A 26,171-nucleotide genomic window follows, 5' to 3' on the forward strand; every position below is an offset into this window, starting at 1 on the left:
TTGGACGACAATGAATTCCCGCAGCACAACATGACGGAGAACCGATATCCCGTCGACGAGGCGACAGTTCAGGCTCAGGCCGAATGGATGGCGGGCCAGGGCGGTTCGCTCACCAGTCGAACCGGCCGCAAACTCTCCGAACGAGTTTCGCGGCGGTCCATGATCAGTCGGATCGGCAAGTGGACCATGGGTGTGTCAGGGGTGGCACTGATCAGCACACTTCCTGTGACGCGTAGTGCCTTCGCCCAAGAACCCGAGGTTCCTGCGCCGGCACCTGGCCCCGAACCTCTTGTCCCTGTCTACGACGGTAAAGATCCGGCCGAGTGCGAGTACTGGCGCTGGTGCAACATGGACGGAACGTCTTGTGCCGCATGCAACGGCGGCGGTGTCACCACCTGCGCCCCCGGCAGCAAGCCCGGCGCAGAGTTCTGGGTCGGATGCTGCACCAACCCTGATACCGGCAAGACCTATCTGATCGCCTACTACGACTGCTGCGGTGCGCCTTCGTGTTCCAACGCATTCTGCGGCGAACCGGACATGCAGGCCGTGATGTACAACCCGGTCTCCGGAAGCTACGACCAGGAAATCATCTGGTGTGTCTCCGACGAGTCTCAGGCATACACCTGCACGATGGCGCCCATCATCGGTGAGGACTGCCAGACTCGACCGGCCGAGCGCCCCAAGGTCGGTGCCGGATCATGAGCAGTCCGCGAACCCGAAAACTGGCGCGACCCGCCGTTGCCGTCATCCCACTCACCGTCGTACTCGCGCTGGCCGGTTGCAGTTCGTCCGACAACGACGAACCGTCCAGCGCAGGTGATGTCACCTATCCGACAGTTCCGTTCACTGCTCCGGGCGAGGGGATCTCCCTCGGTCACGACGACCAGGAAATCGGCGATACCATTCCCGAGCCGTTGCACGTCGGTTCGATCACCCCGATCGCAGCTGACCGCTTGCTGGGCGTCGAAGGTGGATTCGGCCAGCTCGAGCTCAGCGTCAACGTCATCGATCCGAAAACCGGTGTGGCCGAGAGCCGGATCACCGTCGGCCCGGGCATCTGGGATCCGGTCATTCACGGATTCGTCGGGGATTCCGCCGAAGATCCTGCGGTGCTCGCCGCGGAGGTGTGGCGCCCCCGAGGTTCCCGTGGCGCAGCAGATTTCACGGTCAGCACCTACTCCGGCAACCTGCTGGAGCCAGCCGAGGTCATGCTTCCGGACGTCGCACGCGTACATTCCCGTCCCGGCTCCAATGCGGTGACCTCCGACGGCAAGTTCTTTGTCACTTGGGATGACGGTTTGTACGGCATCAGAGTGGTCGACCTCGACAAGAAGGAAGCAACCGGCGCACTCCAGATAGTCGGCTGCGGTCCGTTCACGTGGATGGTCGATCACGAGCTGTACAGCGTCTGCGAGGACACCCGGGAACTGCTGCACGTCACGATCGGTGACGACGGTGTTCCGAAGGAAACCGCCCGAAGCAAGGTCCTACCCGAAGATTTTGTCTCCACCCGCAAGGTCACGTGGGCATCGGAGGCGCAAAAAGCCTTGCTGGTCAGTGAGAACGGCGATGTGTACGTCTTCGACTTCTCCAACGGACTGCCTCAGGAAGGTGTCAAGCCGATCGGAAACGCCGGGCAGGACTCCGGTCGATTCTCGGAGAACGTCATCAACGCCGACGCAACCCGGCTCGCAATCGCGTACACGGACACGGCTATTCATCCGGACTCTGCTCGAGGAGGCTCACTGGTCAAGATCGACTTGTCCGACGCAACGGCCTTCGCCCCGGTGAAGAGCTTGACGCTTGCCGACCTCGGCCTGACAGACATCAAGAGCATGACCTTTTCCGTCGACGGCACCACGTTCTACGTGCTCGGTTCGGGACCAGAGGTCGAAGGCTCCGCTCCGCAGAAGATCGTGGGTTACAACGCGAGCACCGGCGAGCAGGTCAGTTCCGTCGATGTCTCGGGCAACGTCGGGGATGTCAGCGGGTTGATCACACCAGAAGTACTCCGATGAGTCGTCCCGGATCCGGTGTGGTGATGGGCCGGCGCCGCTTCCTCAGTTTGGGAGCACTCGGCGCCGGGGCACTCGGGCTCGGCGCAATGGGGACGATTGCCGGATGCAGTTCCACTGCAGCATCTCCGACGCCCACGACCGACCTCGACTACATCCTGCCCACCGACCCCGAAGTTGCTGCCACAGAATCGGCGCGAGCCTGGAACGGGACCACCGCTGCGTTTGCCCTTGCCGCCGGATTCTCGACGGTAGATCTTGCCGGACGCCTCGTGGACACCTGGACGTACGGAGGCGCTGCGGTGGCTCCGGAACTTCGCCTGAAGTCCGGTGACCGGGTGAACGTCAGCGTCCAGAACGGTCTCGACGCCGAAACAACACTGCACTGGCACGGAATTCGAATCCGCAACGACATGGACGGCGCGGCACCCACCACGCAGGCTCCCATCGGCGCCGGTTCGAGTTTCGAGTACAACTTCATCGCACCGGATCCGGGAACGTACTGGTACCACTCGCACAGCGGATTACAAGCCGATCGGGGACTCTTCGGCGCCATGATCGTCGAGGATCCGAACGACACCACGGGGGCCGACGTCGATGCCGTTCTGGTGCTCGACGACTGGCTCGACGGATTGGGCACCACCCCGGATTCCGTCCTGATGGCCCTGAACCCGGCAATTGCGGGCGGGCACGGCGGACACGGCGGTGGAGCAACAACTCCGGCGGAACACTCGGAAGCCGACATGTCCACCGCAAAGCAGTTGGTGAGCGGCGGACACGGTTCTTCCGAACCACTCGGCGGAATGACTCAACACATCGCGTATCCACTGCACTTGATCAACGGGCGGCCACCCAATGATCCTGCTGTCATCAGCGCTGCGCCCGGTTCGACCCTTCGACTACGAATCATCAACGCAGCGGCCGAGACTCCGTACCGGTTCGCTGTGGCCGGTCACGAGATGACAATTGTCGCTACCGATGGCTACGACGTGGAACCAACTCCTGCCGACACCATCATCGTCGGAATGGCCCAACGCTACGACGTACTGGTGACACTTAAGTCGGGAACATGGCCGGTGGTGGCGAAGGTCGAGGGCCGAGATGGTTATGCGTCGACCGTCCTACGCAGCACCGACGCGTTGGCCCTGGCGAACCCGGATGTGGGCGGAAACCTCTCGGAACTGGCCGGCCGACTGGTAACCGAGAGCGAACTCCGGCCCACGGAATCCGCACGGCTCGAGACGAAGTCGCCTGATCGCGACTACCACATCGAATTGATCCAGGCCGGCGATCGGTACGTCTGGGGAATGGCGGGAGCCGATGCGGGCAAGCTCGTCATGAAACAGGGCGAACGGGTCCGGATCACGATGAAGAACACGTCCACGATGTGGCACCCCATGCACACCCACGGCCACACGTTTGCGGTACCGGATTACGGCGGACTTCGCCGCGACACCGTCAACGTCCTACCCGGCACCGAGCTTGCCATCGAGTTCGACGCCGACAATCCCGGCGAGTGGATGTTCCACTGCCACAACGCCTACCACTTCGAGGCCGGCATGACGGCAAATCTGCGTTACGTCCGCTGACAAGTCGAAGAATGGAGAGAACACCTCATGAAGAAACTCGTTCCCGCTTTCCTGGCCGCGTGCGCTGCCCTGAGCCTCACCGCCTGCAGTAGTGATGCCGGTGCGTCGTCGGACGAACCTGCAGTCGTGATCGAGGTGAAGAACATGGCGTACACACCGGCATCGGTCACCATCGAGAAGGGACAGACCGTCGAATGGAAGTTCGACGACAGCGGACTCCCCCACGACGTGGTCGGCAACGGTGATCTCGACGGGAAGCTGAAGAGCGAGTTGCTCACTGAGGGAACCTTCTCGTACACGTTCGACGACGCCGGAACCTTCACCTACCACTGCACGCCCCATCCGATGATGGTGGGCACCGTGATCGTTCAATAGTGAGGAGGTGGATCGTCGGCTTCGGCCTCGCCGTCACAACAACGTGCGTGTTGGCCTGCGGCACACAAGATCCCGTCCCCGACGTGGTCGTCGAGATCAGCAATGTTCAGTTCAGCCCGATGGACGTCACCGTGGAACACGGCGGCACCGTCGAGTGGCGCTTCGACGACGGTGGACTCCTGCATCACGTCGAGTCGCCCGGGCTGTTCGACAGTGGTATCACCGGAGACGGAACATTCCGGCACACGTTCGAGAGCGCCGGCGTTTACGAATATTCGTGCTCCGTACACCCGTACATGATCGGGGTCATCACAGTGCTGTGAACACTGGCTCACTACTTTCATTGAACCACAAATATTTTGGAGGATCTGATGACTACCGTTCTCTCACACGGTCCACTGCAGACCGATGTCCCTGACATCCGGCCGACCCTTCAAGGCTCGGTCGGCACCGCTACCCGTGTCAGCCTTGTCGCGGCGGGCGCTGCTGCGGGTGCCGGCCTCGCACTCGTGGCCACGCCATCTGCGACAACAGCTTTGACGACAGCCGTTATCGGGGCGGGACTGGTTACGTCGCTGGCCGCGAACTGGTCGACCTGCGGAATGTCCGTTGCCGGAGTTGTTGCCGCACCGAAGCAAGCGGACCGGAAGGGATCCTCGACTCCCGTCCGCCGACTCGGCTGGCACGCACTGGGTTCGGTCACGACAGGAGCCGCCACCGGGGCATTGATCGGCGCTCTCGGTGCGGCGATGTCCGGCTACGTCCCGATCGGCTGGGCGCTGGGTGTCTGGGCAGTCGTCGCGGTTGCGTATGGGTTGCACGAGTTGGGTGCAGTGAGGATGCCGACTCCGATGCGGCGTCAACAGCTTCCGCGCCATTTGCGCCGCACAATGGCGCCTTGGAAGGTCTCGTTGATCTTCGGCGCGATCATCGGTCCTGGATTCCTGATCTTCATCCGCTCGAGTGCGTACTACCTGCTGGCACTCGGAGTCATCGCCTCGGGTTCACCGGCTCTCGGGGCGGCGCTGTTCACGGTGGTTTCGCTTGGCCGCTGCATGCCCAGCCTCGCGGCAATCGTGCACACCAAGCGTGGTGGCTCGATGCCGGGATTCCTCTCGGTCATGTGCGTCGTGGACCGTCGAGTGCAGAGCGTCACCGGCGCGGCATTGATCGCACTGGGAGCATTTGCCGCCGCAGCACTGATCTGACTGTCGAGCCAGCACCCTCTATCTCAAGTGAACACACGCTCCAACTCCCCGGAGCGTGTGTTCGCTCGACACAAACTGTGCACACTCTCAGCGCGTCAGGACACCGAGAGCGCCGTCTGGACCGAATCCTCCGAGGGCGATGTCACCTTCGCGTCCCGACTCCACAGCATGTCCAGCGCTGCCTTGGGCTTGGCCAGAACCCACTCCCGCGCGGCGTTCTTGATCAGCGTCGGAGTTGCGCACCCGCAATCGCTGTTCACACCGTCTGCGTCGATGCCGACGTCCCGGCACAATGCCACAGCGCGGGGCACGTGATACCCCTGAGTGACGATCAACGCTTTGGTCACCCCATACGTATGTATGGCCCGGAAGCAGGTGTCGTAGGTGTCGAGGCCGTACGGATCCCCGACGATGCGACGCTCGTCTATTCCCTGCTCCACCAGGTAGTTCGTCATCGCCGCGATCTCGTCACCCGAGCCGCCGTTCGCGTCGCCGGAGACCAAGACCGCTTTAGCCTTTCCTGCTTCGACCAGCTCGACGGCTGCGTCCAGCCGCCCTTTCAGGAAAGCCATCGGCTTGCCGTCCTTGATCTGCGCACCCAGCACGATCACGACCGGAGCCTCGGGGGCATCGGCTGCGTCCGACGTATGGCCGGCCGACGCCACGGAAATCCACACGATCGAGCCCGCGTAGACAACTGCTCCGAGCACCGCGATGCCTGCAACCCAACGAGGCCACCGGCGCTTTCGCGTCGGTTTCACTGGATCTGCAGCGGCTTCGTCCATTCCTCGATCAAACCACACGGTTCGCTCACTACTCGTGTGCTCGGTCGATCCTCCATCCCTCCGCGCCACTGCGCTCGGCCCACAGATCCGAATACTTTCCACCTCGTGCGATCAGGTCTTCGTGGGAACCGACCTCCTCCACCCCTCCGGCTTCGAGGTAGACGATGCGATCTGCTCCCTGAATAGTCGACAGGCGATGAGCGATGATCACCACCGTTCGACCACGGGCCAATCGGTGAATCGCCTCGGTGATGGCGACTTCGTTCTCTCCGTCGAGGGCAGAAGTCGCTTCATCGAGAAGAACTATCGGAGTGTCCTTGAGGAATGCCCGCGCAATCGAGACCCGCTGACGTTCACCGCCGGACAGCAGTGATCCACCTTCACCTACCCTGGTCCCCTCACCGCTCGGCAAACGGTCGATCACTTCGCCTAGCCTGGAATCCACCACTGCTTGACGGACCTCCGACTCGGTGGCATCCGGTCTCGCCAACCGAACGTTCTCCAGGATGGTTCCGTCGAACAGGTAAACCTGCTGTGAGACAGTCGATATCCGAGACATCAATGCCCTCGTTCCGATGTCGCGAACATCGGCTCCCCCGATGGATACCGCACCTTCGTCTACATCCCAGAATCTGGAGATCAGCCGAACCAGCGTTGTCTTTCCGGAACCGGAAGGACCGACCAGAGCAGTGACCGAGCAGTCCGGGAATTCGAGTCTCACGTTACGAATCACGCGATCCGGGCCGTAGCCGAAGGAGACCGAATCGAACCGAATATCATACGACGTTGGCTCTTTCGGCACCTCAGGCTCCGCCAGCACCGGTACATCGATCATCTCTCGGACAGATCCGAGCGACACCCGGGCCAGTGAGATACCTTCACCGAATCCTGCGAGCATTTGCATCGGCTCCACGAACCTCACGGCCAACACGAGAACAACGATCACGCTTGCTGTGTCGATGGACCCGGTGGTGACCAGCAGTGCCGCCAGAACCAGTACGGTGAGAAAGGCAACCTGAACGACGATCATGAAGCGCAGCAGATACTTGTCGACCGATCCGATTTCCCGCAGGTGTGCGTCCCGGTTGGAAACAAGAGCTTCGTCCAACCGAGTCCAGCCTTCGCCACTCTTACCGGCCGAACGTAGAACTTGCTGCGCCTGTGCGTATTCGACTACGCGTGATGCCAACTCGGATTCGCTCTTGCCGATAGCCTCGTATTCGGGAACAACCGCCCGCTGCACGTTGCGGTAAGCCCGGATCCCCAGTGGAACGAAGACGACCATCGCGAGGGACAGTCGCCAGTCCACAAACAAGACAGCGATCGCCACTGTCGCTGGAGTCACCGTGACGGTGACGAGTTGCGCGATGATCATTCCCGGGATGCTCATCAGGATAGCCGTGCCCTCGGTGACCAGGCGAGTGAACGCTCCACGGTTCGCCTTGCTGAACCACCCGAGCGGAACCTGCACCAAGTGCTCGCCGAGGCGATGCATGATTCCACCGGCAAAACCCTCGATTCCGATGCGGTACGCCCGATTCTCGGCGACCCACCGTACGGCGCCACAGGCCACCGCCACGAGAGCAGCAGTGACAATCCACGGAACTGCGGCGTCGTAATCGCCACGAACCACCGCTTTCAGGATCGGAATCATCAGTGCAAAGACGACACCCTCGAGTATCCCGGCGAGCGTGAAACCTGCTATCTGACCTCGCATCCCATTGTCGCGCCCGAGGATTTCGTCCAGGTCTCGAATCATTGCAGCGCCTTTCGCGCAGATATGTCTTCGACGAGGGGGCTCTGGAGCGCCCACATCCGCGCGTAGGTTCCGCCGAGCGCCGACAACTGTTCGTGCGTACCCTTTTCCACCATCCGCCCGGCGTCGAGAACGAGTATCTGATCTGCATATCGAACGGTGTGCAGTCGATGAGCGATCACCATCAGGGTGCCGCCGTCTGCACTGATCTCGCCCAGTGCGCGTTGAACGGCCGATTCACTGTGGGGATCGGCCTGCGAAGTCGCCTCGTCCAGGATGACGATCGGCGGGTTCTGAAGGATGGCGCGGGCGATCGTCAGGCGTTGCTTCTCCCCACCCGACAGCTCACCGCCCGAACCACCACCGATCTCGGTGTCATACCCGTCCGGCAGTCGCATGATCACGTCGTGAATCTGCGCCCGCCTCGCCGCTGTCTCCACTTCCAGATCCGTTGCATCCGGTCGACCGAGCCGAATATTCTCGCGCACGCTGTCCCGCAAGAGCACAACATCCTGGAAGACGATGGCCATCGATTTCAAGACTTCACGACTGGACTGATCTCGTAAATCGCTTCCGCCCAGTCGAATAGAACCGTCCGTGACGTCCCAGAACCGCGGAAGTAGACGCGCCAAAGTGGTCTTTCCGGAGCCGGAGGGGCCAACGATCGCGGTCACGGTGCCCGGTTGCATCTCGAAGGAGATGTTCTCGAGGACGCGCTGCCCAGTGGTGTATTCGAAGCCGACGCTGTCGAATTCGACCAAAGTGCTGCGAGCAGGCATTGCATCCTGAGGTTCGGCCAGCTCTGGTTCGCCGAGGATGCTCTCGACGTGAGTCGCTCCCAGTTGGCCTTCGCGGTAGAGGTTGGCCATCGTTCCCATGTGCAGAACCGACGACGGAACACCGATTCCGACGACCAGAAAGGCAACAAGAGCTACCGGGGTAATCCAAACCCCGGACAACATTGCGGTTCCCGTCGCCGTGATGACCACGATGAGTACCGCCGGCGAGAGGAGGATCGACATCGCGACCACCGGCCTTCCCATCCCCGACATCCATCGCACGCACACCGCAACCATCGAATCGACAGCGCTCGAGTAGCGCGCCAATGCGCGACTCCCACTCCCGTACGTCTTGACGACCTCGATACCGTCGCCCAGTTCTACTGTCGCAGAAGTCAATGTCGACATTGCAAGATTCCAGGAGTCGACGTTCGTTCGATAGGCTCTGCGCATCGACGGCGCGGCAAGAGCGAGACACACTCCGATGTAGCCGACCAAGATCAGGCTGAACTTCCAGTCCATCGCCACCAGATAGATCAGGGCCACTATCGGCGACAGGATCGCGGGTACCACGTCGGCGGGAAGGTGAGCGACGAGAAGATGCATCCGCTTCACGTCGTCGGTCATCGCCTGCTTCACTTCACCGGTGCCACCATTTGCAAACCACCCCAGAGGAACTCGGGACAGATGCCGAGCGATACGCGAGCGGATCGAGTATTTGAAATGCGCGTCGGCGGTGTGGCACACGGTCAGCGCTGCGTTGTAGACGACAAAACCGAGAATTGTGCCCGCTGCACCGATTGCGGCCCACAGCCAGACCAGGTTCAACGACGAGTCGGTCAGGAGCACCCGCGCGATCTCGACCACCGAAACGTAGGGCAGGAATCGTAGCGGCACCGACAGCGCCGACAAACCTGCACCCAGGAGCAGGCGATCTCTCACGGGAGCGATCATGCGGCCCAAAGCGTCTCGGTCGACCAGACCAGGCGAGTCTTCGAAGGCCACAGTCTCCTTCACTGTCATCGAGTTACTCACTCTTCGACGATGATCGTGCCGGTCATGTTCGGATGTGGTGTGCACGTGTAGGTGAACGTTCCGGCTTTGTCGAAGGTCTGGCTGTAGGTTCCGCTTCCTTGGAGATCGCTCTTGATCCCCAGCTCGGCGAACACGACATCGTGCGGCATTCCCTGGTCCTCGAAAATCCACGTGACCGTCTGTCCTGTGTGCACAGTGACGGAGTTCGGTGAGTACGCAAGGTTCTTCACCGAGATCTCGACCGGCGCCTGCTCAGTGAAACCCTGTGATTCACCTCCGCACGACGTCAGCGTGAACACCGCTGCAACAGCGATCAATGTGGTCAACCCGGTGCGAACTGACATTCTGCTCTCCTCATCGAACGTAGTGGAGGTCGGCAGTCATCCCGGCCTCGAAGTGGTACGCGTTGTGACAGTGGAACATCCACCGTCCTGGATTGTCGGCGTCGAAGTCGATCGCCAATTGTGCACGCGGAAGCACGATCACGGTGTCTCGGCGAAGCCCGCCGTACGAGGGAACCGAGAAGGTGTGTCCGTGGGTGTGCATCGGATGCCACATATCGGTGTTGTTGTTCATGACGATTCGTATTCGCTCGCCCTGCTTCATGATCAACCGACCCGCATCGGCGCCCGCCATTCCCCAGACGTATCGATCCCCGGCCTGGATGAGATCAACCGAATACTCACGATCCGGCACCCGCTGTTCCCGCGCGCCCGACGGTCGAAGCGTCGGTTCCAGAACGAGTCGACCGCCGGACTCTGACAGCACTGCAGGAGAAGTCAGGTCGACCCTCGCTACCGAATCCGGCGTCCGAAGCAGGCACGCGGCGCCACCTGGCTTCCCTTCCACCTTCGCGGCAATGGGCCACGAACCGGACTGCACCGTCACCAATACGTCGTATCGCTGCGCGGGTGCGATCAGAATCTCGTCTCCGGCTGTGTAGGCGATGTCCTGCCCGTCAGCACTGACAACGGTCAACTCGTGCCCGGCGACCGAGAAACGGTACGGAGTCTCCGCCCCGGCATTGATCACCCGCAATCGAAGCCGTGTTCCGGCCGCCGCACTGACGACGAAGGGATCTTCCACGGGCCGTCCGTTGATCAGGTGCAGTGGATACGTGATGTGCGTTACCATTCCACCGAGCGCCTCGGAGTTTCCGTGACCGCTGGCGAGAAGTTCTGCGGCAGAATCAATCTCTGCATCATCGACTTCCGGTGGAGCTCCGCCGTGCCCGTGGTGTCCTCCCTGTACGTCCGGTGACAATGCGCGAAGCACTGCATCCGGGGTTGTTCCCAGCCCGTCGAGCCAGTCGTCGATCACGATGACGACGTCCTCGTCGGCTCCGGTCCGGTCGTTCGGGTCCTCGACCACGAGTGCACCGAATAGCCCTCGATCGGCCTGCAATCCGGAATGGGAGTGGTACCAATATGTTCCGTGATCCGGGGCCACGAAATCGTAGGTGAACTCGGCACCTGGTCGGATTCGTTCCTGGGTGACCGGTGGGACACCGTCCATGTCGTTGCGGATCGCAATGCCGTGCCAGTGCACCGAGGTCTCCGTCGGAAGGTCGTTCTGCAACCGAACGTTGAGCCGGTCTCCCTTGGAGATTCGAATCTCCGGACCCACCGCTTCTGCACCGTACGACCATGTGTCCACCCCTCTGGCGCCCAGACTCACCCGAGCGGGTGCAGCTGTCAGATTCCGTCGGACTGTGTGCCCGCTACGAAATCTCGCCTGTTCGGCAGCACGTACTTCGTCGTCGAACGGTGAAATCTCAGAACTGGTTTCGTTCGCCGAGCCACGGCTGCACGCGCTCAATGCCACAGAACCCAAAGCCGCAGAACCCACAGCCGCCGAGCCGAGAGTCACCGCTCCCCATCGCAGAGCCAGGCGCCGACTCAACGCACTCGAACTCATGCCGTCAGCGCCGTGAATTCCTGATAGCGCGTCGCGGCAACAGCTTCGGTTCCGGTGCCGGTCAGATTGCCGGCAGCCATGGCATCCATATCCTCGATCATCCAGAAAGTGGCGAAGGGATGAGTGGCGAGCCACATGTCTCCGTTGACCTTGGCCACTCGGTTCTCCTGCACCGCTGAAAGACTCGAGAACCCGGGAACACCGGCAACCTTGCCGAACTCGTACACGCCCTCGTCGAACACGGCCACGATCCGAGCATCCTGCGCCGGGATCGCCTCGTCGGACAGGGGCGCATACGGCAGTCCTCCAGCGGCATTCGCTCTTTGGGATTCCGGACGCCCGAAGCCGCTCTCCGCCAACAGCAACGACGGCGGCGCCTGCTCGGTGGTGGTGGCAAGGATTCCAGAACTGCTCATCAACACCGACACGGTGTTCGCCTCACCACCGGACCGAGCAGAGACGTCAGCGATCTTGCCTTCCAAAGCGACAGTCAACTTGTCGGCAACCGACTGACGATCAAAAGCGCGTCCGAAGAAGGCAAGATTCTCACGCCACGGAGTTGTGACGGCCGGGACCGGCACTGTGGGGACGGTCGACGCGAGGGAGTCGTAGTAGCTCCGATCGCCCATCGACGTGAAGATGACCAGTCCAGGATCCTGGGCGAGGACCTGCTCGATCGGGGGTGCACCGAGCGGCGGCACCGTGACCACCTCGGTACCCGCTGACGCCAAGATGTCCTGACCGATCTCCGATCCCCACGACGTGAAGACCACGTCAGGGGTGATGCCGACGGCAAGGAGACCGAGTGCGGCGTATTCGTCGAGGGAAACAATTCGCCCGAGGTCGCCCGGAACCGACGTCTCACCGAATTCGTGGGACACAACACGCGTTCCCTCGGCAGGTTCCGTCGTCGGTCCCGCCTCACTCGAGCTACAGGCGGCCACAGTCAGGGCAACGACACTGACCAGCAGCGAAGCTCCCAGCCTCGATAGGTAACCGGGTCGCGTTTTCAACTTCATAATGTCCTTCAGCTTCGAAAAATCGGGGGTTCGATACAAATCGGAGCACTGCTCGGATTTGGCAAGTAAACCTCACCTAAGTTCATCCGTCAATCGGTTGCGTCGACTACGCGACCCGATCCGACGCCGCTAAGCTCGGTCGGACCATGACTGCGCCATCACCTGACAAGAAGTCCGCCGCGAAATCACAGCGCCGCCGGAGTTACAACACCGGGATAACTGCGGACGCCGTGCTGACCGCGGCGCTCGGGCTCAGTCGCGAGCACGGAGTCGAGGGCTGGTCGCTGCGGCAGCTGCTCAGCGAACTCGATACGTCGTTCTCCGTCGTCTATCGACTCGTCGGAGATCGGGACGCACTCTCGGCTGCGGTGGTCGACAGTGCGGTGTCGGCCGTGAACGTGCCATCCGCACAAGAAGATTGGCGTCAATGGCTGACGCATCTGCTCTTGCAGATGCGAGAGGCCTTGATCGAGTGTCCAGGCGCGGCACAGTGGCTGCTGATGAACGGAGTTGCCACCCAGCGCAGCCGGGAACTCATGGAGGCCGGATTGGCTTCACTGACCGCCGCCGGGTTCGGGGAAGAAGCCGCTCAGGCTTACACCGTCGCCTTCACTTCGACAACCACACTGATTGCCATGAACGACGCCAGGCGCATTCCCAGCGGACAGCCTTCACCCGATCACAGCGCGATGCTGGAACGCCTGAGCAACGACGGACCCTCAGATCCCCGTTCATCGATGGAGACACTGATCGGGAAATTTGCCGGTCCACCGGATGCTGCGGAAGCAACACGGGCAGAACACTATCGCTACACACTCGACCGTGTCCTCGACGGTCTAGAGGCGCGGCTGGACGCAATCAAAGAGTCACAGATAGGGTCGCGGGGTCGTCGCACTTGCGCGACAGCGACCCCGCGGATGATCTGGATTCTCGGTATGCCTAGCGGAACAGGTTCGCGACAAACGGAATCGTGTCGGCCTGCGATTCGACCAAAGCGCCGCTGTGATCGGTGTTGTAGGTCTTGAACGTGACCGGTTCACCGTTGGCGACCAACGCTGCAACCAGCGAAAGTGCAGACGGTGCAGGGACATCCACGTCAAGCAGGCCCTGGCCGATAAAGATAGGGCGGTCGTATCCACTGGTCGGTACACCCATGTAATCGTTCAGCAGACCCTGGAAGTTCGGGATCTGACTGAGCGGGCGGGAGAAGATGTCACCGAGGACCAGATCCTTGGATGCCTCGTCCAGGTCTGCGGCGCAGAGCTTTTCGGCCGAGTCGACCTTTTCCCTTCCCAAGTCGTTCAGGTAGGAATTCAAGTCGATCTCGGGGTGCGCTTCCCGCAAGCCCGCGAGGATGTAGAGCGCGTACGACGTCAACCCGCCGCCGAGGGCGATGGGAGGGAAGCCCGGACCGGCAGGCAGGAGGGTCAACTCGATGTTGGCCGGCACTCCGGTACCCACGCCACCGCGGTAGTCGAGCGAATCCCCACCGTATTCGGTGGCGTAGCGGGCCGTCGTGATGGCCGCACCGCCGCCCTGCGACTGTCCGACCACTGCCCAACGATTCGAGATGGAGGAGTCGATGACCCGGGCCGCCTTGACCGAGTCGACTACGCTGTGCGCCTCCACCTTTCCGTCGAGGTACGGCATCAGCCCTGGTGTACCCAGACCGACGTAGTCGGTGGCGACGACGGCGTAGCCCTCCGAGAGCCAGCGCCCCAGGTACGGGTAGTCACGTTCGGGCAGGCCGGGACCGACCAGCGAAGGGGCACAGGAATCGTCGAGTCCGGTGGTGCCGTGCGCCCAGGCGATGACGGGCCAACCACCTTCCGGAGCGGGACCGGCCGGGACGTAGTACGCGCCACTGCTCAGCGCAGGTCCGCCATTGGAACCGATGGTCCAATACGTGAACCGCTTGGCGTCGGCGGTACCCGGAATCCACAGACCCTTCGGCAGCGGCTCACTCGACACCACCGTGCCCGTGGCCTGCGACGCGCTCGGCGCCTGCGCGGACGCGACAGGCGCAGCAACGGCGGAGCCGATCGTTGCAGCACAGAGGGCTGCGATGGATATGCGGGCAAACGACTTCGACTGGAATTTCACGTCTGACGACTCCGGTTCGTGCGGTGGGCGACCTCGTTGGACGTTATCGTAGATTTTGTTTAACCGATCGGTCAAGCAAAATCTTGCAGCTTTGCGACACGTACATGTCGAGATCCCGGCCCCGACTCCGACCTAGCATCGAACCGGCACGAAACAACCGCAGGAGGATGGATCCATGGCACACGTACAGCGTTTCGACCACATCGGTATCACCGTCGCGAACCTCGAATCGGCAACGGCGTTCTTCGTCGGACTGGGGCTCGAACTGGAGGGCACCGGATCCGTGGAGGGTGAGTTCGTGGAAACCGTCTGCGGTATCCCTGGAGCCAAGTGTGAAATCGCAATGCTGCGCCCTCCGGGCGAAGGATCACGGCTCGAGCTCTCGTCCTTCGTCACGCCTGACCACACACCCGGATCGACTGCTCCAATGGCCAACGAGATCGGTCTGCGCAACGTGTCTTTCCAGGTGGGCGATCTCCAGGCGGCGGTCGACGCGGTGGCTGCGGACGGTTACGGGCTCATCGGCGGGATCGGCGAGTACGAGAACAGTGTGCGCATGGCCTATGTCCGAGGGCCGGAAGGACTCATCGTGTCTCTGTTCGAGCAGATCGGCTGAGGCATCACGACGACCGGACCGTCAGATCGCCTTCCAGGAGCTGACCAAAGCGCCCATCGCGGCCGCGAATTCGGCGAACGCCGCGTCAATTCTGACGCGGTCACCGGTGGTCACGAGATCGAGCGTCAACCCCCGAATCTGCGCCAACACGATCGTCGCGTACCGATCAGCGCGATCGGGCGGACATCCATGCGCGAGCGCAGCTTCCGTCAAACCACCCAACCAGTCCCCCACCACATGATCGAGAAACTCGCGATACCGCTCCGGATGCAACAACGCCTGTCCGTAGATCTCGAACATCAAGCGAAAGTTCGGCAACGATTCCGCTGATGTGCGCCGATTCCAGTAACTCGTCATCATCTCGACGATGTCGGTCCCGGAAGAGATGTCGAGAGAAGAGCTGTCTCGCAGGGTGGCGACTACTTCAGTGAGCAGTTGTTCCTTCGAACCGAAATGATGGATGAGTGTCGCATGGCTGATCCCCAGGTCCTTGGCCAACGGCCGCATGGACAATTCACCGACGCCGTTCGCCGTGACATACGCGGTTACCTGCTCGAGCAATTCGGCACGGCGATGCTGGTAACGCAGTTTCCGGCCGTCGATCGGCGTGCTGTCCTCCACTTGCAGGAGCCTACGGAGGATTGGAAACACAGCAGCACTGGGTCACACGGTGACGTGGTGGCGATCCGATCGACTGATCGTGACAGCGGCGACGACGACACCGATCACCACGCCGATGAGAGTGTCCGCGACGCGAGCCACTGCCGCATCGGTCCCGATCGGAGCGCTGAAACCGATGAGTAGGAGTGCCATCGGAGTGACGGCCAGTGACGTCAGCGCATAGTTCTTGATCACGAGTAGCTCCGCGGCAGTCTGCAGAATCACAACCACGGCAACGGCTTGCCAGTAACCGAGCGTCAGCGCGATGAGAGCAGCAGCGACGACGGCGCCACCGACATTTCCCACCAACCGCTGAATCCCGCGCTGGACGGTCTGCTTGTAGTTCAGCCCCTGCATCGCGGCGATGGCACCCATCGATGCCCACAGCGGATGCTCCAGCCCGGCTCCCGCCGCGAGCCAACCGGCCAGAGCCGAGGCGGCCACGATGCGGAGAGCATTCATCCGCACCGGGCGCGAATACAGTCGGCGCAATCCTTCGAGGAAATAACCTTCGGGCGCCGCCAGGGTTCGTGCCGGCGCAAGGTCGTGTTCGATCATGCTGGAGCGCTTGAGCTTCCGAAGCTCCTTCTCGTGCTGAGCAATACTCCGGATCAAAGTCGCGTCGCCGTGCAACTGCCACTGCTGTACTGCCGCTTCTGCTTCGTCGAGCACTGCCACCAGTTCACGTCCGTGATCGACGGTCGACTTGATTCGACCGCTCGACGCAATGACCAAGCGGGCGTTGGCAATCGATCCGAGCGCCGGTTCCACTCCGTCTGTGCCGGACTGTTCGAGACGCCCCACCGCAGAGACTGCACGAGCCACCGCCAGGCGGGCAGGTCCCATCGGCAGTACGAGCGCTGGGAGCATCGCGGCCACCCAACCAACCAGAACTCCAAGCGCACCGGCAGTCACCAGTCTCGCCAGATCATCGACACTGGAGGCATATCCGGCTGCACCGGTCGCCGCGAAGACGAGGATGACTGGCCCTGGTCCGGTGATCCGGAAGCCCGACATGAAGCAGTACGACGCACCGGCAAGCAACGAGAGGATGCCGATCTGCAACCAGGTCGGAACGCCCACAACACCCATTGCGCCGCCGAAAGCGATGGAAACCACCAATGCGGCACCGACCATCGCCAGCTTGCCGGCCAACCGGGGATACGGCTCGTACCTACCGAAGGCGGCACACAGCGCGCCCAAGGCCGCGAAGCCGGCCAATTCCCGATGCCCGAGCAGTCCGCCGACCACGAGCACTACGGCGGTGGCGAGTCCGACCCTGATCGCGGGCGCGATGGTAGCGTCCGCGGACCCGATGCGAAAAGCCGCTCGCCACGTCGCCCCGGAGACGGTGTGTGCAATGGCCTCACTCGAATGAGTGAGGCGGCTGGGCGTCCTGGCTGCGGTTTCGGTTCGGGTCACCGAACCAGCATACATTTATTTCACTAGTAAATTACTTGTGAAGTAATGTGAATTCTGTCGCTAAGATGGGGCCATGGGCGCGGCGAACAGATCCGAAGACGACTTCATCGACAAAGTCCGTCACGAATGGAAGCGCGCCTACCCCGAGTTCGACACCGCGCCCGTCGAGGTGATGGGCAGGATCGCCCGCATCAACGCGCAGTCTCTTCACCAACTCGACCGCGCGCTGGCATCCAGCGGAGTCTCTCGCGCCGAATTCGACGTGATGAGCGCACTCGCTCGCAGCGACCGTCCCCTGCGAGCGAGCGAGGTCACCGCCGTCACGATGGTCAGCGGCGCCGCCACCACAAAACACGCCGACCGCCTGGCCAAACTGGGCTTTGTCGAGCGTCAGCGTTTCGAACACGACGGGCGGGTGGTTCTGCTTCAACTCACCGACGCCGGTCGCGAATTAGTCGAGGCCGAGTTTCCCCGACGAGTCGAGCGAGACCGTCAGGTTCTGACCGGACTCGACGAGAGCGAACGAGCCCAACTGACGGCGCTGCTCAAACGAATCTCACTCAACATCGACTCGGGGATCTGGGACTGACCTACTTCGGCAGCGGTACGTTCTGCAAGCGCACCTGACCGCGCGCCACCTCTTTGCCCGATTCCGGATCGGTGATGACCACCGACCACAACTGCTGAACCCGGCCCTGCTGTATCGGCACAGCCACGACGTCCACGCGCCCACCCGTACGCGCTCGCAGGAAATCCGTTCCGTTGTGCACTCCGACGGCGAATTCGCCACGGTCCGCCACTGCAGTGCTGGCCCCGATGCTCGCGGCGGACTCGACGGCGGTCGTGTAGACACCGCCGTGGACAACGCCCCACGGCGTGTGATGCGCCTCGGACAGATCGATGTGCCCGACGACCTTCGTGCCGGACACCTCGTCCAGTTGCAATCCGGCAGCGCTGACAAATCCGCTTGCTGCCTCGAGATTCAATTCCGTCATGACGACCCCTCATCTGCTCCGTTGGATTTCTCGACCTACCTTCCGCCCTCGAATACATACCGTCAAGTGCTAAGTTGGAATTTCCAACTAACACTTCCAACTAGCAGGGGCCCAGAGATGACGGCGACAAAAGGACGTAACTGCTCCATCGCCAACGCCTTGGAGATCGTCGGCGAGAAGTGGTCACTTCTGGTGCTCAGAGAAATCGTCCTCGGGCAACGACGGTTCGACGAGATCGCCGCGGGCACGGGAGCCAGCCGCGACATCCTCGCCGCGCGTCTGCGCACCCTTGTCGACGCCGACGTCCTCGCAAAGCGTCGGTATGAAGAACATCCGCCGCGCTACGAATACGTCGCCACCGAATCAGGGAAGGCGCTCTACCCGATCCTGATGGCACTCATGGAATGGGGCGACACCTTTGCGGCGACGGGTCCGCCACCAACCGTCGTCGAGCATCGTTGCGGTGAAATCATGCACGCCCAAGTTGTGTGCGCACACTGCAAAGAGCCGCTGGCCGCCAGAGACGCGCACGTAGTCGAACTCTCGCCACCTGCTCGATAGCGTCAACGTCCGGGTGGAAACCCGCCGGTTGCGATTGGACCCCACGAGTCGACGGTGACGCGGATCAGGCTCTTGCCCTGCTTGCGCATGGCTTCGCGGTACTCGTCCCAGTCAGGATGATCACCGGCGATGGATCGGTAGTAGTCGACCAACGGTTCCACCGAATCCGGGAGATCGATCAACTCCGCGGTTCCGTTCACCTGGACGTACGGACCGTTCCACTCGTCAGAGTGGATACACAGAGACACCGCCGGTGTCCGTCGAACATTCGCCGCTTTGGCCCGTTCCGGGTACGTGGAGATGACAATCCGACCCTCGTCGTCGACACCACACGTCACCGGAGAGATCTGCAGCTCGCCGGATTTCTTCACCGTGACGAACGTGGCCCGATGGCGCGGCCTGACGAATTCGAGGAGCTCGGCAAACGACACACGATCTGCGCTGGCGATCTTGGACATGACCTCAGCCTAATTCGATTTACGAACTGACGCTCAGGGCATCTCGATGGTCTGTGCACGTGCGATTTCGCCGATTGCACGAATGATGTACGCGCTCTGAGCTTTCTTCACTCCGGTGGACAAGCTCCCGATGACCAGGACCGCCGAACGCAGGTACGCGCCGTGCCCGATGCGGAACGAATCGTCTTCCAGATCCGAGATCCCGAGCGCCCCGGTGTAGACCGCAGCGAGCGCCTGAACGTCCAGATCCGGCAGCCACACGATCGTGGACTTGGCGCAGGTAGTCAGCGCATCCTGCACGTCCTCACTGGACAAGCCGTCCGGATGCGTGTCCTCGAGCAATTCACGCACGATCGCCGCGTGAACTGAGCTGACCTGCTCGAAGGAGAGCCCGCGCAGTTCTTCGACGGCGGCGAGCAATCCGTCACGATTCGCCGCCCGCACCGCGACCAGGGCATCGGCGGTGGCATCGGCGATGTCACGGGCCACGTTCGGCCAAGCTGTCGGCCAGCTCTGTTCGGGCGTCCGCTGTTCGGGCGTCATCCTGATATCTCCTCGGTCTTCGCGTTCGCGCGGAAGCCTGCCACAGCCCACCGACAGGCTGGGCGTTCCGTCAGTGCAACCGCTTCAACAACGACATTGCGTTATGCGGCGCAAAGCCTTTCATGTCGTTGTCGAAGTAGACGTACACGTCGAGGCCCTCGTCCGCCCAGGCCTGAAATCGCTTGGACCACTTGTCCAGAGCTTCGTCGGTGTACCCACTCGCATACAGCTCCTTGTCCCCGTGCATCCGCACATAGACGAAGTCGGTCGTCGGAGTGGTGATGCGGGGGTACCTGCCGGCGGTGTCTGCAACGACAAAACCGATGGAGTGCTCGCGCATCAAGTCCACGGCTTCGTCGGTCTCGAAGCTGGCGTGCCGCGCCTCCACCGCGTAACGGATCGGCTCGTCCTGCTCAGTCTGCGCGAACACTCTCTCGTCGGTCAGCTTGTCGTCGTGCTGAGCTGCCAGATCAGCTGCAGCCTGCGTGGTGCGGGGAAGACCGTCGAAGAAGTCCGCCAATCGCCGCGGTTCGAACGGCAACGTCGGAGGTAGTTGCCACAGAATCGGCCCGAGCTTCGGCCCGAGGGCGAGCGTCCCGGCGGCGAAGAAGTTCGCGAGTCCGTCGCGGGCGTCGAGCAGCCGTTTCATGTGCGTGATGTACCGGCCGCCCTTGATAGCGAACACAAAATCTTCGGGAGTTTCACTGCGCCATTTGGTGTAGCTTTCCGGCTTCTGCAGCGCATAGAACGAGCCGTTGATCTCGATCGACGTCAATCTCTCTGCGGCATAAGACAATTCTTTGCGGTGAGCAAGACCTTTCGGATAGAAATCTCCGCGCCACGCGGGATACGTCCACCCGGAGATACCTACCCGAATATCTGCCATCGCTTCAGACTAAGCGGCACTCGAGTGTTTTTACACTCCGTGTTTTCAAACTCCGGCACTGAGCGCGACGGATACCGGTACGACGGTCAGGCACACCACCGCGGCGACGAACAATGCGATCACGAGGCGACGGTCCCATCTTCCGCGTGCACCGCTGGCAGCCAGCATGAAGATCACAAAACCTACACACACGGACACGATAGTCACGATCACCGGAGTTCCAACCATGCCGTGATTGTCCCCTACCCATTGCCACCGAGCGCCCTACGGGTACACGATCGAAGTACCCATCCCGAGCAAGGAGTGGAAATGCCGAAATACCTCTGGCAAGTGACATACTCGCCCTCCGGCGCCGCCGGCGTACAGCAGGAGGGAGGCACTGCTCGACGCGACGCGATAACCCGAATGGTCGAAAGCATCGGCGGCACAGTCGAATCCTGCCACTTCGCACTCGGTGGACATGACATGTTCGTCATCGGCAACCTGCCGGACGACGTCGCGGCCGCCGCATTGAGCATTCGCACGGCTGCCGCAGGTGCAGCCCGCTCCGAGTCGATCACACTGCTCACGCCGGAGCAGATCGACGAGGCTGTCAAGCGACCGACCGACTACCGTGCGCCGGGTAAATGACGGCAGAAGGAATAGATCCCGGCAGCGCCCGAGTTGCACCCGCTGTGACGGAGACTACGCAAACACCTGACCTGGGCACCTACGGAATCTGGCGAGGAGCGGCTGGTTTGCCGCCCGAACTGGGAACAACGATCGAGAAACTCGGTTTCGGCACCATCTGGATCGGCGGCTCACCGCGGGCCGATCTACGGATCGCCGAGAAACTCCTCGATGCGACCGAGCACATCACCGTGGCAACCGGAATCGTCAACATCTGGTCCTCACCTGCGGCTGAGGTGGCGGAGTCCTATCACCGACTCGAAGCCGCACATCCAGGTCGATTCCTCCTCGGCGTAGGCGTCGGACATCCGGAGGCGACCGGCGACTACACCAAGCCGTACGCCTCGCTCGTGTCTTACCTCGACGAACTCGACGCGGCCCAGGTCCCGGAATCTCGCCGCGTCCTCGCCGCGCTGGGACCGAAGGTGTTGAAACTGTCCGCCGATCGCGCCGCCGGCGCGCATCCGTACCTGACCACCCCCGAACACACGGCCGAAGCTCGTGAAATCCTCGGACCCTCGAAGATCCTTGCTCCTGAGCACAAGGTTGTTCTGGAAACCGATCCGGAGAAGGCCAGAGCAATCGGACGTCCCGCCGTCGCCAACCCCTATCTGTATTTGCGCAACTACACGAGCAATCTCGAGCGCCTCGGTTTTGCACCCGAAGAGTTGGCCAACGAGGGAAACGATCGCGTCATCGACGCTCTGGTTGCGCGCGGTACCGCGAAGTCCATCGCGGATCGGCTTCGCGAGCATGTCGCAGCAGGCGCCGATCACGTTGCGATCCAAGCACTTCCCGCCGAAGGTGATCCGCTCGCGACCTACGAAGCACTGGCCGCCGAACTCTTCGGCTGACCGGACAACTCTTGACTTGGATAAGTTGTGTCCGAGCATACTTGGACATGACTTATCCAAGTAAGGAGAACATCATGAAGATCGTCATCTTCGGGAGCGGGCTCATCGGAAGCCAGGTCGCCGCGGGGCTCGCTGACGCCGGGCACGACGTGAAGGCACTCGGTCGCGCCGACGGGATCGACGTCACCACCAGCATGGGTATCGCCGAAGCCGTCGAGGGCGCCGACGTCGTCGTGGATCTGACCAATTCCCCGTCCTGGTCGGACGAGGACGTCTTGGCCTTCTTCCGTGACGGAACCGGCCACATCCTCGCCGCCGAAGAGAAGGCAGGCGTCGGGCATCACGTAATTCTGTCCATCGTGGGTGCCGATCGACTGCCCGATTCCGGGTACATGCGAGCCAAGGTCACCCAGGAAGACCTGGTCAAAGCCGGCCCGATCCCCTAACGCGATCGTCCGCTCGACCCAGTTCTTCGAGTTCGTCGCCGGAATCGCCGACGCGGGAACCACCGACGGCGCCGTCCACGCAACGCCGGGACATCTGCAACCCATCGCGTCTCGAGACGTCGTGTCCCACGTCGCCGAGGTAGTGACCGCCGCCCCGCAAAACGGCACGGTCGAGATTGCCGGGCCCGAACCGCTGGGCATCGACGAACTGGTCCGGCGCCTGTTCATCGTCACCGGCGACAACCGCTCGGTGATCTCCGATCCCGAGGCCGGCTACTTCGGCGCGAAACTCGACAACTCGGCACTTACCCCGACGCCCGGTGCAGATCCATGGATTGCGCCGACAACATACGACGCGTGGCTTGCCGAGAAGCCCTGACGTACACCCTCGACCGATGTCCGATCCGCACCGCTTTCCGCGGCGTCGATAGAGTCCAATCATGAGGCTTTCCGGAGGCGTGGAGTGGTCACTCCACTGCTGTGTGCTTCTGAGCCAGTCCAAGGGGCCGGTACCCACAGCCAGACTCGCCGAACTTCACGGGGTATCGAAGACATACCTGGCGAAGCATCTGCGAGCGCTCGCGCACGCCGGTCTGGTCAATCCGACCGAGGGCCGAGACGGCGGGTACGTTCTCACCCGAGCTCCCGATAACATCACGGTTCTCGACGTCGTACAGGCGGTTGACGGCACCGAACCTGCGTTCCGGTGCACGGAGATTCGTCAGCAAGGAATCCTCGCCACTCCACCCGAGCAGTGCCGTTCCGCCTGCGGAATAGCCAAAGTCATGGCTGACGCCGAAAAAGCCTGGCGCGCATCATTGTCGGGGGTCACGATTGCCGATCTTGCTGCAACCCTGGATCTTCCAGCCCTCAGAAAGATCCTGACCGAACCGATCTCGCCCTAGAGTTGTCTACGCCTCACGATGCATTAATGCGTCTTTCAACTATCGGGTACCTTGTTCGGGGATCAAATCTTGACGAAGAAGCCTCCGGGAATTTTCGCAGGATCTCGGAGGGGGTTTCATGGGAGTCAGTGGCGCTGCGGGTTTGGGGCAGAATATCCGTCAGACAACGGGACTGTTGCGTCGCTGGTGGTCCCTTGCGTACGACGGCGAGTGGTTCCCCAGGTTTCTGGCTGCTCGATCGATGTTGGGGACAGCCAGGGTCGTCGTCACCTTCTGGTGTGCTGTGTTCGTCGCACTCGCAGTACTGGCGCAATTCGTGAAGGGTGGCGCGACCGAAGTCCCTGAACGACTCGCTGCTGGGACAGCATGCGTGATCGCGCTGTACTGCATGATTCGTTGGTCGTTCGGACGATCCTGGCCGAGCCACCGACAATCCGTTCGCTTCATTGCGCTCACCAACATCTGTTTGTCCTTGATCCTGCTCGCCGGAATCCACGCGAGCTTCCTGGCACTGACCGGTGCTGTGCTGTTCGTGGTCGTCGCGAACTATTCGTCGGTGTTTCACAGCCCCCGGATAGTCACGGCACAGATCGCCGGCGCACTGCTGGTCGTAGCACTACTGACAATTCGGGCGGTAACCGATCCGGATACCGATTCCTCGCTTTCGGTGTCCACCGGATTGGTCATCGGGTGTGTTATCGCATCAGCCGCGATGACCGTGCATTTTCTCGTCCTGTATTTGACCGACGACGCGCGACACGCTTGGCGAGATCCGCTCACCGCTGCTCTGAATCGGCGTGGGCTGCACAACGTCTGGCACCAACTGTTCGATGTCGAAGAACTCCGGGGACACGTAGTCCTTGCGATAGTAATCGACGTCGATTCGTTCAAGAGCGTCAACGACAAACTGGGTCACGCAGAAGGCGATCGGATGCTGGTGACCGTGGGTCGACGATTGAACTCGGTCGTCGGAGAGGTCGGATTGGTTGCGCGGACGGGTGGCGACGAGTTCGTGATTCTCATGCCTGTCGAGCCACGTCGCATCGAACAAACCGTGGTGAACATCCACCACTCGATATCGCGCCCCGCCGGCCGACAGTCGATTTCCGTGAGCGTCGGAGCCAGCGTGTGGCTGTCTTCGACAATCCCGGACGCTTCGGGAACCATCGATCGGATTCTTGCCGATGCCGACAACGCGATGTATCGGGCGAAGCGACGAGGTGGAGACCAGGTAGCTTGGGCAGTAACGCATCTGAGCTGAATCAGCACGTCGCATACCGATCAACTTCTAGACGGTCTTCGCGCCAACCGTCGCTGAGACCGGATACCCCTCAGATACGTCGCATCACGGAAACAACCTTGCCCAAGATGGCCGCTCGGTCGCCGTCGATGACGCTGTACGCGGGATTGCGAGGCTCGAGATAAACGTGGCCGTCGCGGCGACGGAGCACCTTCACGGTGGCCTCCCCGTCGATCATCGCGGCGACGATCTCACCGGAATGGGCCTCGTCCTGGCGGCGCACCACGACGACGTCACCGTCGCAGATAGCTGCGTCGACCATCGACTCACCACGCACCCGAAGACCGAACACCGTACCGGAACCGACCAGCTCGCGAGGAAGCGCGAGTACCTCGTCGGCGTGCTCCTCCGCGAGGATCGGCGCGCCGGCCGCAATGTCACCGACGACCGGAACCGTCACCGTATTCGACGACGATTGCTCCTTCGCTCCCACGAGGAACGGCCGCACGTCCAACTGCCGAGCCATGGCCGCTCCTCGGCGGAGGAAACCCTTCTCTTCGAGGCTCTTGAGGTGCTTGGACACCGTCGAGGTCGAGCGCAGACCAACCGCGTCTCCGATCTGCCGCGTGCTCGGCGTGCACCCGTTGGCAGCCACGAGATCCCGGATGGTCATCAGAATCTGCTGCTGGCGGAGCGGCAGGGAGGAGGCGTCGAGGCCACCGAACATGTCGAGATCGTCGTAATCGGTCACGACGAGAATCGTAGTGAGGGGTCCCGACATCCAGGCCAGGCAGCCGGAGTCTGCCAGAAACGGCACAGCCAGTTTGTTTCCCGAGCGGCGCATGGCACGCTGAGCTGATGGAGCCTCTCGAACCGATGCGCCCGGTCAGTGTTGCAGTCGACACGCGGACCAAGACTCCACTCTGGAAGATGGCGGTTCTCTATCCGGCAGTGACATCGGTGTTCATGTTTGCCGCACTCACCACCCGAACGGGAATTGGTCTTGTCGTCCTGGGACTGGTCATTTTCGCAGTCGGCGCGAGCACTTACGCGATGTCGGAGCGACGGATGCTTCGGGAGAACTCGGGGGTTCGAGTTCCATACTTCACCGGACCTTCCGTCGCCCCGCGGCACCTCGATCTACTCGCGGCAGCAGGGATGCCCCTGCTTGGGAGTGGAGCGGTGTTGACCGTCCGAGCATCCGATGCAGAACGTCCTTGGGTTTTCATATCGGTGTTCGTGATAGCGATGGTCCTGGCAATAACTGTCCCGATGGTTGTGCATAACGTGCGGGTCAAGCGGACAGAATCAGCCTGAGCAGTCGCGCCATACCGA

General features: G+C 61.9%; 30 protein-coding genes and 1 pseudogene. 16 read left to right on the forward strand and 15 right to left on the reverse strand.

The features are described 5' to 3' along the window. Positions 1–30 precede the first annotated feature (30 nt). Genes ACSW29_RS19245 through ACSW29_RS19270 form a run of 6 tightly spaced genes read left to right on the forward strand, consistent with a single transcriptional unit; the run spans position 31 to position 5,187 of the window. Positions 31–702, forward strand: coding sequence for a methylamine dehydrogenase light chain (locus ACSW29_RS19245; protein WP_029256402.1), 672 nt, complete (start codon positions 31–33; stop codon positions 700–702). Beyond that, entirely contained in the window at positions 699–2,018 is a 1,320-nt protein-coding gene (locus ACSW29_RS19250; protein WP_448278028.1) for a hypothetical protein, read from the forward strand. The genes ACSW29_RS19245 and ACSW29_RS19250 overlap by 4 nt, the downstream gene beginning before the upstream one ends. Beyond that, positions 2,015–3,604, forward strand: a complete 1,590-nt coding sequence (locus ACSW29_RS19255; RefSeq protein ID WP_448278029.1) for a multicopper oxidase family protein — start codon at positions 2,015–2,017, stop codon at positions 3,602–3,604. Before ACSW29_RS19250 ends, ACSW29_RS19255 begins: the two co-directional genes overlap by 4 nt. A 27-nt stretch (positions 3,605–3,631) precedes the next feature. Further along, entirely contained in the window at positions 3,632–3,979 is a 348-nt protein-coding gene (locus ACSW29_RS19260) for a plastocyanin/azurin family copper-binding protein (protein WP_003940240.1), read from the forward strand. Further along, complete coding sequence (locus ACSW29_RS19265; RefSeq protein WP_448278030.1) at positions 3,979–4,302, forward strand: cupredoxin domain-containing protein; 324 nt, start codon at positions 3,979–3,981, stop codon at positions 4,300–4,302. The genes ACSW29_RS19260 and ACSW29_RS19265 overlap by 1 nt, the downstream gene beginning before the upstream one ends. Positions 4,303–4,350: 48 nt before the next feature. Further along, positions 4,351–5,187: a methylamine utilization protein gene (locus ACSW29_RS19270; protein ID WP_317825929.1), complete on the forward strand. Its 837-nt coding sequence runs from the start codon at positions 4,351–4,353 to the stop codon at positions 5,185–5,187. A gap of 95 nt (positions 5,188–5,282) precedes the next feature. Here the strand turns inward: ACSW29_RS19270 and ACSW29_RS19275 are convergent, their stop codons facing one another. The 6 genes from ACSW29_RS19275 to ACSW29_RS19300 are packed head-to-tail and all read right to left on the reverse strand — an operon-like array spanning position 5,283 to position 12,340. Next, entirely contained in the window at positions 5,283–5,972 is a 690-nt protein-coding gene (locus ACSW29_RS19275; protein ID WP_448278031.1) for a SanA/YdcF family protein, read from the reverse strand. Between the two features lie 28 nt (positions 5,973–6,000). Then, entirely contained in the window at positions 6,001–7,731 is a 1,731-nt protein-coding gene (locus ACSW29_RS19280; RefSeq protein ID WP_448278032.1) for an ABC transporter ATP-binding protein, read from the reverse strand. Beyond that, positions 7,728–9,542 carry an ABC transporter ATP-binding protein gene (locus ACSW29_RS19285; RefSeq protein ID WP_448278033.1) on the reverse strand — a complete coding sequence of 605 codons (1,815 nt, stop codon included), beginning with the start codon at positions 9,540–9,542 and terminating at the stop codon, positions 7,728–7,730. The genes ACSW29_RS19280 and ACSW29_RS19285 overlap by 4 nt, the downstream gene beginning before the upstream one ends. Then, positions 9,539–9,886 (reverse strand): plastocyanin/azurin family copper-binding protein, encoded by a 348-nt coding sequence (locus ACSW29_RS19290; RefSeq protein WP_448278034.1) that lies wholly within the window; start codon positions 9,884–9,886, stop codon positions 9,539–9,541. Before ACSW29_RS19290 ends, ACSW29_RS19285 begins: the two co-directional genes overlap by 4 nt. Positions 9,887–9,896: 10 nt before the next feature. After that, positions 9,897–11,459 (reverse strand): multicopper oxidase family protein, encoded by a 1,563-nt coding sequence (locus tag ACSW29_RS19295; protein WP_448278035.1) that lies wholly within the window; start codon positions 11,457–11,459, stop codon positions 9,897–9,899. After that, positions 11,456–12,340 (reverse strand): ABC transporter substrate-binding protein, encoded by an 885-nt coding sequence (locus ACSW29_RS19300; protein ID WP_225989551.1) that lies wholly within the window; start codon positions 12,338–12,340, stop codon positions 11,456–11,458. Before ACSW29_RS19300 ends, ACSW29_RS19295 begins: the two co-directional genes overlap by 4 nt. Positions 12,341–12,624: 284 nt before the next feature. Here ACSW29_RS19300 and ACSW29_RS19305 point away from each other — a divergent pair, with 284 nt between their 5' ends. Beyond that, positions 12,625–13,503 (forward strand): TetR/AcrR family transcriptional regulator, encoded by an 879-nt coding sequence (locus ACSW29_RS19305; protein ID WP_448278036.1) that lies wholly within the window; start codon positions 12,625–12,627, stop codon positions 13,501–13,503. On the opposite strand, the gene ACSW29_RS19310 is transcribed toward ACSW29_RS19305, so the two are convergent. Further along, on the reverse strand, positions 13,418–14,581 hold the full coding sequence (locus tag ACSW29_RS19310) for an alpha/beta hydrolase family protein (protein WP_317825931.1): 1,164 nt from the start codon (positions 14,579–14,581) through the stop codon (positions 13,418–13,420). The genes ACSW29_RS19305 and ACSW29_RS19310 overlap by 86 nt on opposite strands. Positions 14,582–14,756: 175 nt before the next feature. On the opposite strand from ACSW29_RS19310, the gene ACSW29_RS19315 reads away from it, so the two are divergent. Then, positions 14,757–15,197 (forward strand): VOC family protein, encoded by a 441-nt coding sequence (locus ACSW29_RS19315; RefSeq protein ID WP_317825932.1) that lies wholly within the window; start codon positions 14,757–14,759, stop codon positions 15,195–15,197. A gap of 21 nt (positions 15,198–15,218) precedes the next feature. Here the strand turns inward: ACSW29_RS19315 and ACSW29_RS19320 are convergent, their stop codons facing one another. Then, on the reverse strand, positions 15,219–15,818 hold the full coding sequence (locus ACSW29_RS19320) for a TetR/AcrR family transcriptional regulator (RefSeq protein WP_124569079.1): 600 nt from the start codon (positions 15,816–15,818) through the stop codon (positions 15,219–15,221). 42 nt (positions 15,819–15,860) lie between these two features. After that, a complete protein-coding gene (locus tag ACSW29_RS19325; RefSeq protein WP_347874892.1) occupies positions 15,861–17,294 on the reverse strand; it encodes an FUSC family protein in 1,434 nt (477 codons plus the stop codon). A gap of 58 nt (positions 17,295–17,352) precedes the next feature. On the opposite strand from ACSW29_RS19325, the gene ACSW29_RS19330 reads away from it, so the two are divergent. After that, a complete protein-coding gene (locus ACSW29_RS19330; RefSeq protein ID WP_448278037.1) occupies positions 17,353–17,868 on the forward strand; it encodes a MarR family winged helix-turn-helix transcriptional regulator in 516 nt (171 codons plus the stop codon). A 1-nt stretch (position 17,869) separates the two neighbouring features. Here ACSW29_RS19330 and ACSW29_RS19335 read toward each other — a convergent pair whose 3' ends face one another. After that, complete coding sequence (locus ACSW29_RS19335; protein ID WP_019745591.1) at positions 17,870–18,274, reverse strand: PaaI family thioesterase; 405 nt, start codon at positions 18,272–18,274, stop codon at positions 17,870–17,872. A gap of 117 nt (positions 18,275–18,391) precedes the next feature. On the opposite strand from ACSW29_RS19335, the gene ACSW29_RS19340 reads away from it, so the two are divergent. Then, positions 18,392–18,835: a winged helix-turn-helix transcriptional regulator gene (locus ACSW29_RS19340; RefSeq protein ID WP_448278038.1), complete on the forward strand. Its 444-nt coding sequence runs from the start codon at positions 18,392–18,394 to the stop codon at positions 18,833–18,835. A gap of 2 nt (positions 18,836–18,837) precedes the next feature. Here ACSW29_RS19340 and ACSW29_RS19345 read toward each other — a convergent pair whose 3' ends face one another. The 4 genes from ACSW29_RS19345 to ACSW29_RS19360 form a co-directional block, all read right to left on the reverse strand. Continuing rightward, on the reverse strand, positions 18,838–19,293 hold the full coding sequence (locus ACSW29_RS19345; protein WP_030536493.1) for a PPOX class F420-dependent oxidoreductase: 456 nt from the start codon (positions 19,291–19,293) through the stop codon (positions 18,838–18,840). A 33-nt stretch (positions 19,294–19,326) separates the two neighbouring features. After that, positions 19,327–19,836 (reverse strand): hypothetical protein, encoded by a 510-nt coding sequence (locus ACSW29_RS19350; protein ID WP_230817533.1) that lies wholly within the window; start codon positions 19,834–19,836, stop codon positions 19,327–19,329. A 70-nt stretch (positions 19,837–19,906) separates the two neighbouring features. After that, complete coding sequence (locus tag ACSW29_RS19355; RefSeq protein WP_448278039.1) at positions 19,907–20,722, reverse strand: DUF72 domain-containing protein; 816 nt, start codon at positions 20,720–20,722, stop codon at positions 19,907–19,909. Between the two features lie 45 nt (positions 20,723–20,767). After that, a complete protein-coding gene (locus tag ACSW29_RS19360) occupies positions 20,768–20,950 on the reverse strand; it encodes a hypothetical protein (protein WP_230817531.1) in 183 nt (60 codons plus the stop codon). 81 nt (positions 20,951–21,031) lie between these two features. Here ACSW29_RS19360 and ACSW29_RS19365 point away from each other — a divergent pair, with 81 nt between their 5' ends. The 5 genes and pseudogenes from ACSW29_RS19365 (at position 21,032) to ACSW29_RS19385 (ending at position 24,857) form a co-directional block, all read left to right on the forward strand. Then, entirely contained in the window at positions 21,032–21,352 is a 321-nt protein-coding gene (locus ACSW29_RS19365; protein WP_448278040.1) for a GYD domain-containing protein, read from the forward strand. Then, a complete protein-coding gene (locus ACSW29_RS19370) occupies positions 21,349–22,245 on the forward strand; it encodes an LLM class F420-dependent oxidoreductase (RefSeq protein ID WP_230817529.1) in 897 nt (298 codons plus the stop codon). Before ACSW29_RS19365 ends, ACSW29_RS19370 begins: the two co-directional genes overlap by 4 nt. A gap of 74 nt (positions 22,246–22,319) precedes the next feature. Then, positions 22,320–23,070: pseudogene (locus ACSW29_RS19375) on the forward strand (SDR family oxidoreductase). Positions 23,071–23,131: 61 nt separating this feature from the next. Beyond that, a complete protein-coding gene (locus ACSW29_RS19380) occupies positions 23,132–23,596 on the forward strand; it encodes an RrF2 family transcriptional regulator (protein ID WP_448278041.1) in 465 nt (154 codons plus the stop codon). A 118-nt stretch (positions 23,597–23,714) separates the two neighbouring features. Next, the gene (locus ACSW29_RS19385) at positions 23,715–24,857 is read left to right on the forward strand and encodes a GGDEF domain-containing protein (RefSeq protein WP_230817527.1); all 1,143 of its coding nucleotides are present in this window, start codon (positions 23,715–23,717) and stop codon (positions 24,855–24,857) included. A gap of 70 nt (positions 24,858–24,927) precedes the next feature. Here ACSW29_RS19385 and lexA read toward each other — a convergent pair whose 3' ends face one another. Continuing rightward, positions 24,928–25,617 carry a transcriptional repressor LexA gene (lexA, locus tag ACSW29_RS19390; protein ID WP_020909365.1) on the reverse strand — a complete coding sequence of 230 codons (690 nt, stop codon included), beginning with the start codon at positions 25,615–25,617 and terminating at the stop codon, positions 24,928–24,930. Between the two features lie 77 nt (positions 25,618–25,694). Here lexA and ACSW29_RS19395 point away from each other — a divergent pair, with 77 nt between their 5' ends. Then, positions 25,695–26,153, forward strand: coding sequence for a hypothetical protein (locus ACSW29_RS19395; protein ID WP_448278042.1), 459 nt, complete (start codon positions 25,695–25,697; stop codon positions 26,151–26,153). Positions 26,154–26,171: the final 18 nt, after the last annotated feature.

Source organism: Rhodococcus sp. GB-02, assembly GCF_053470465.1.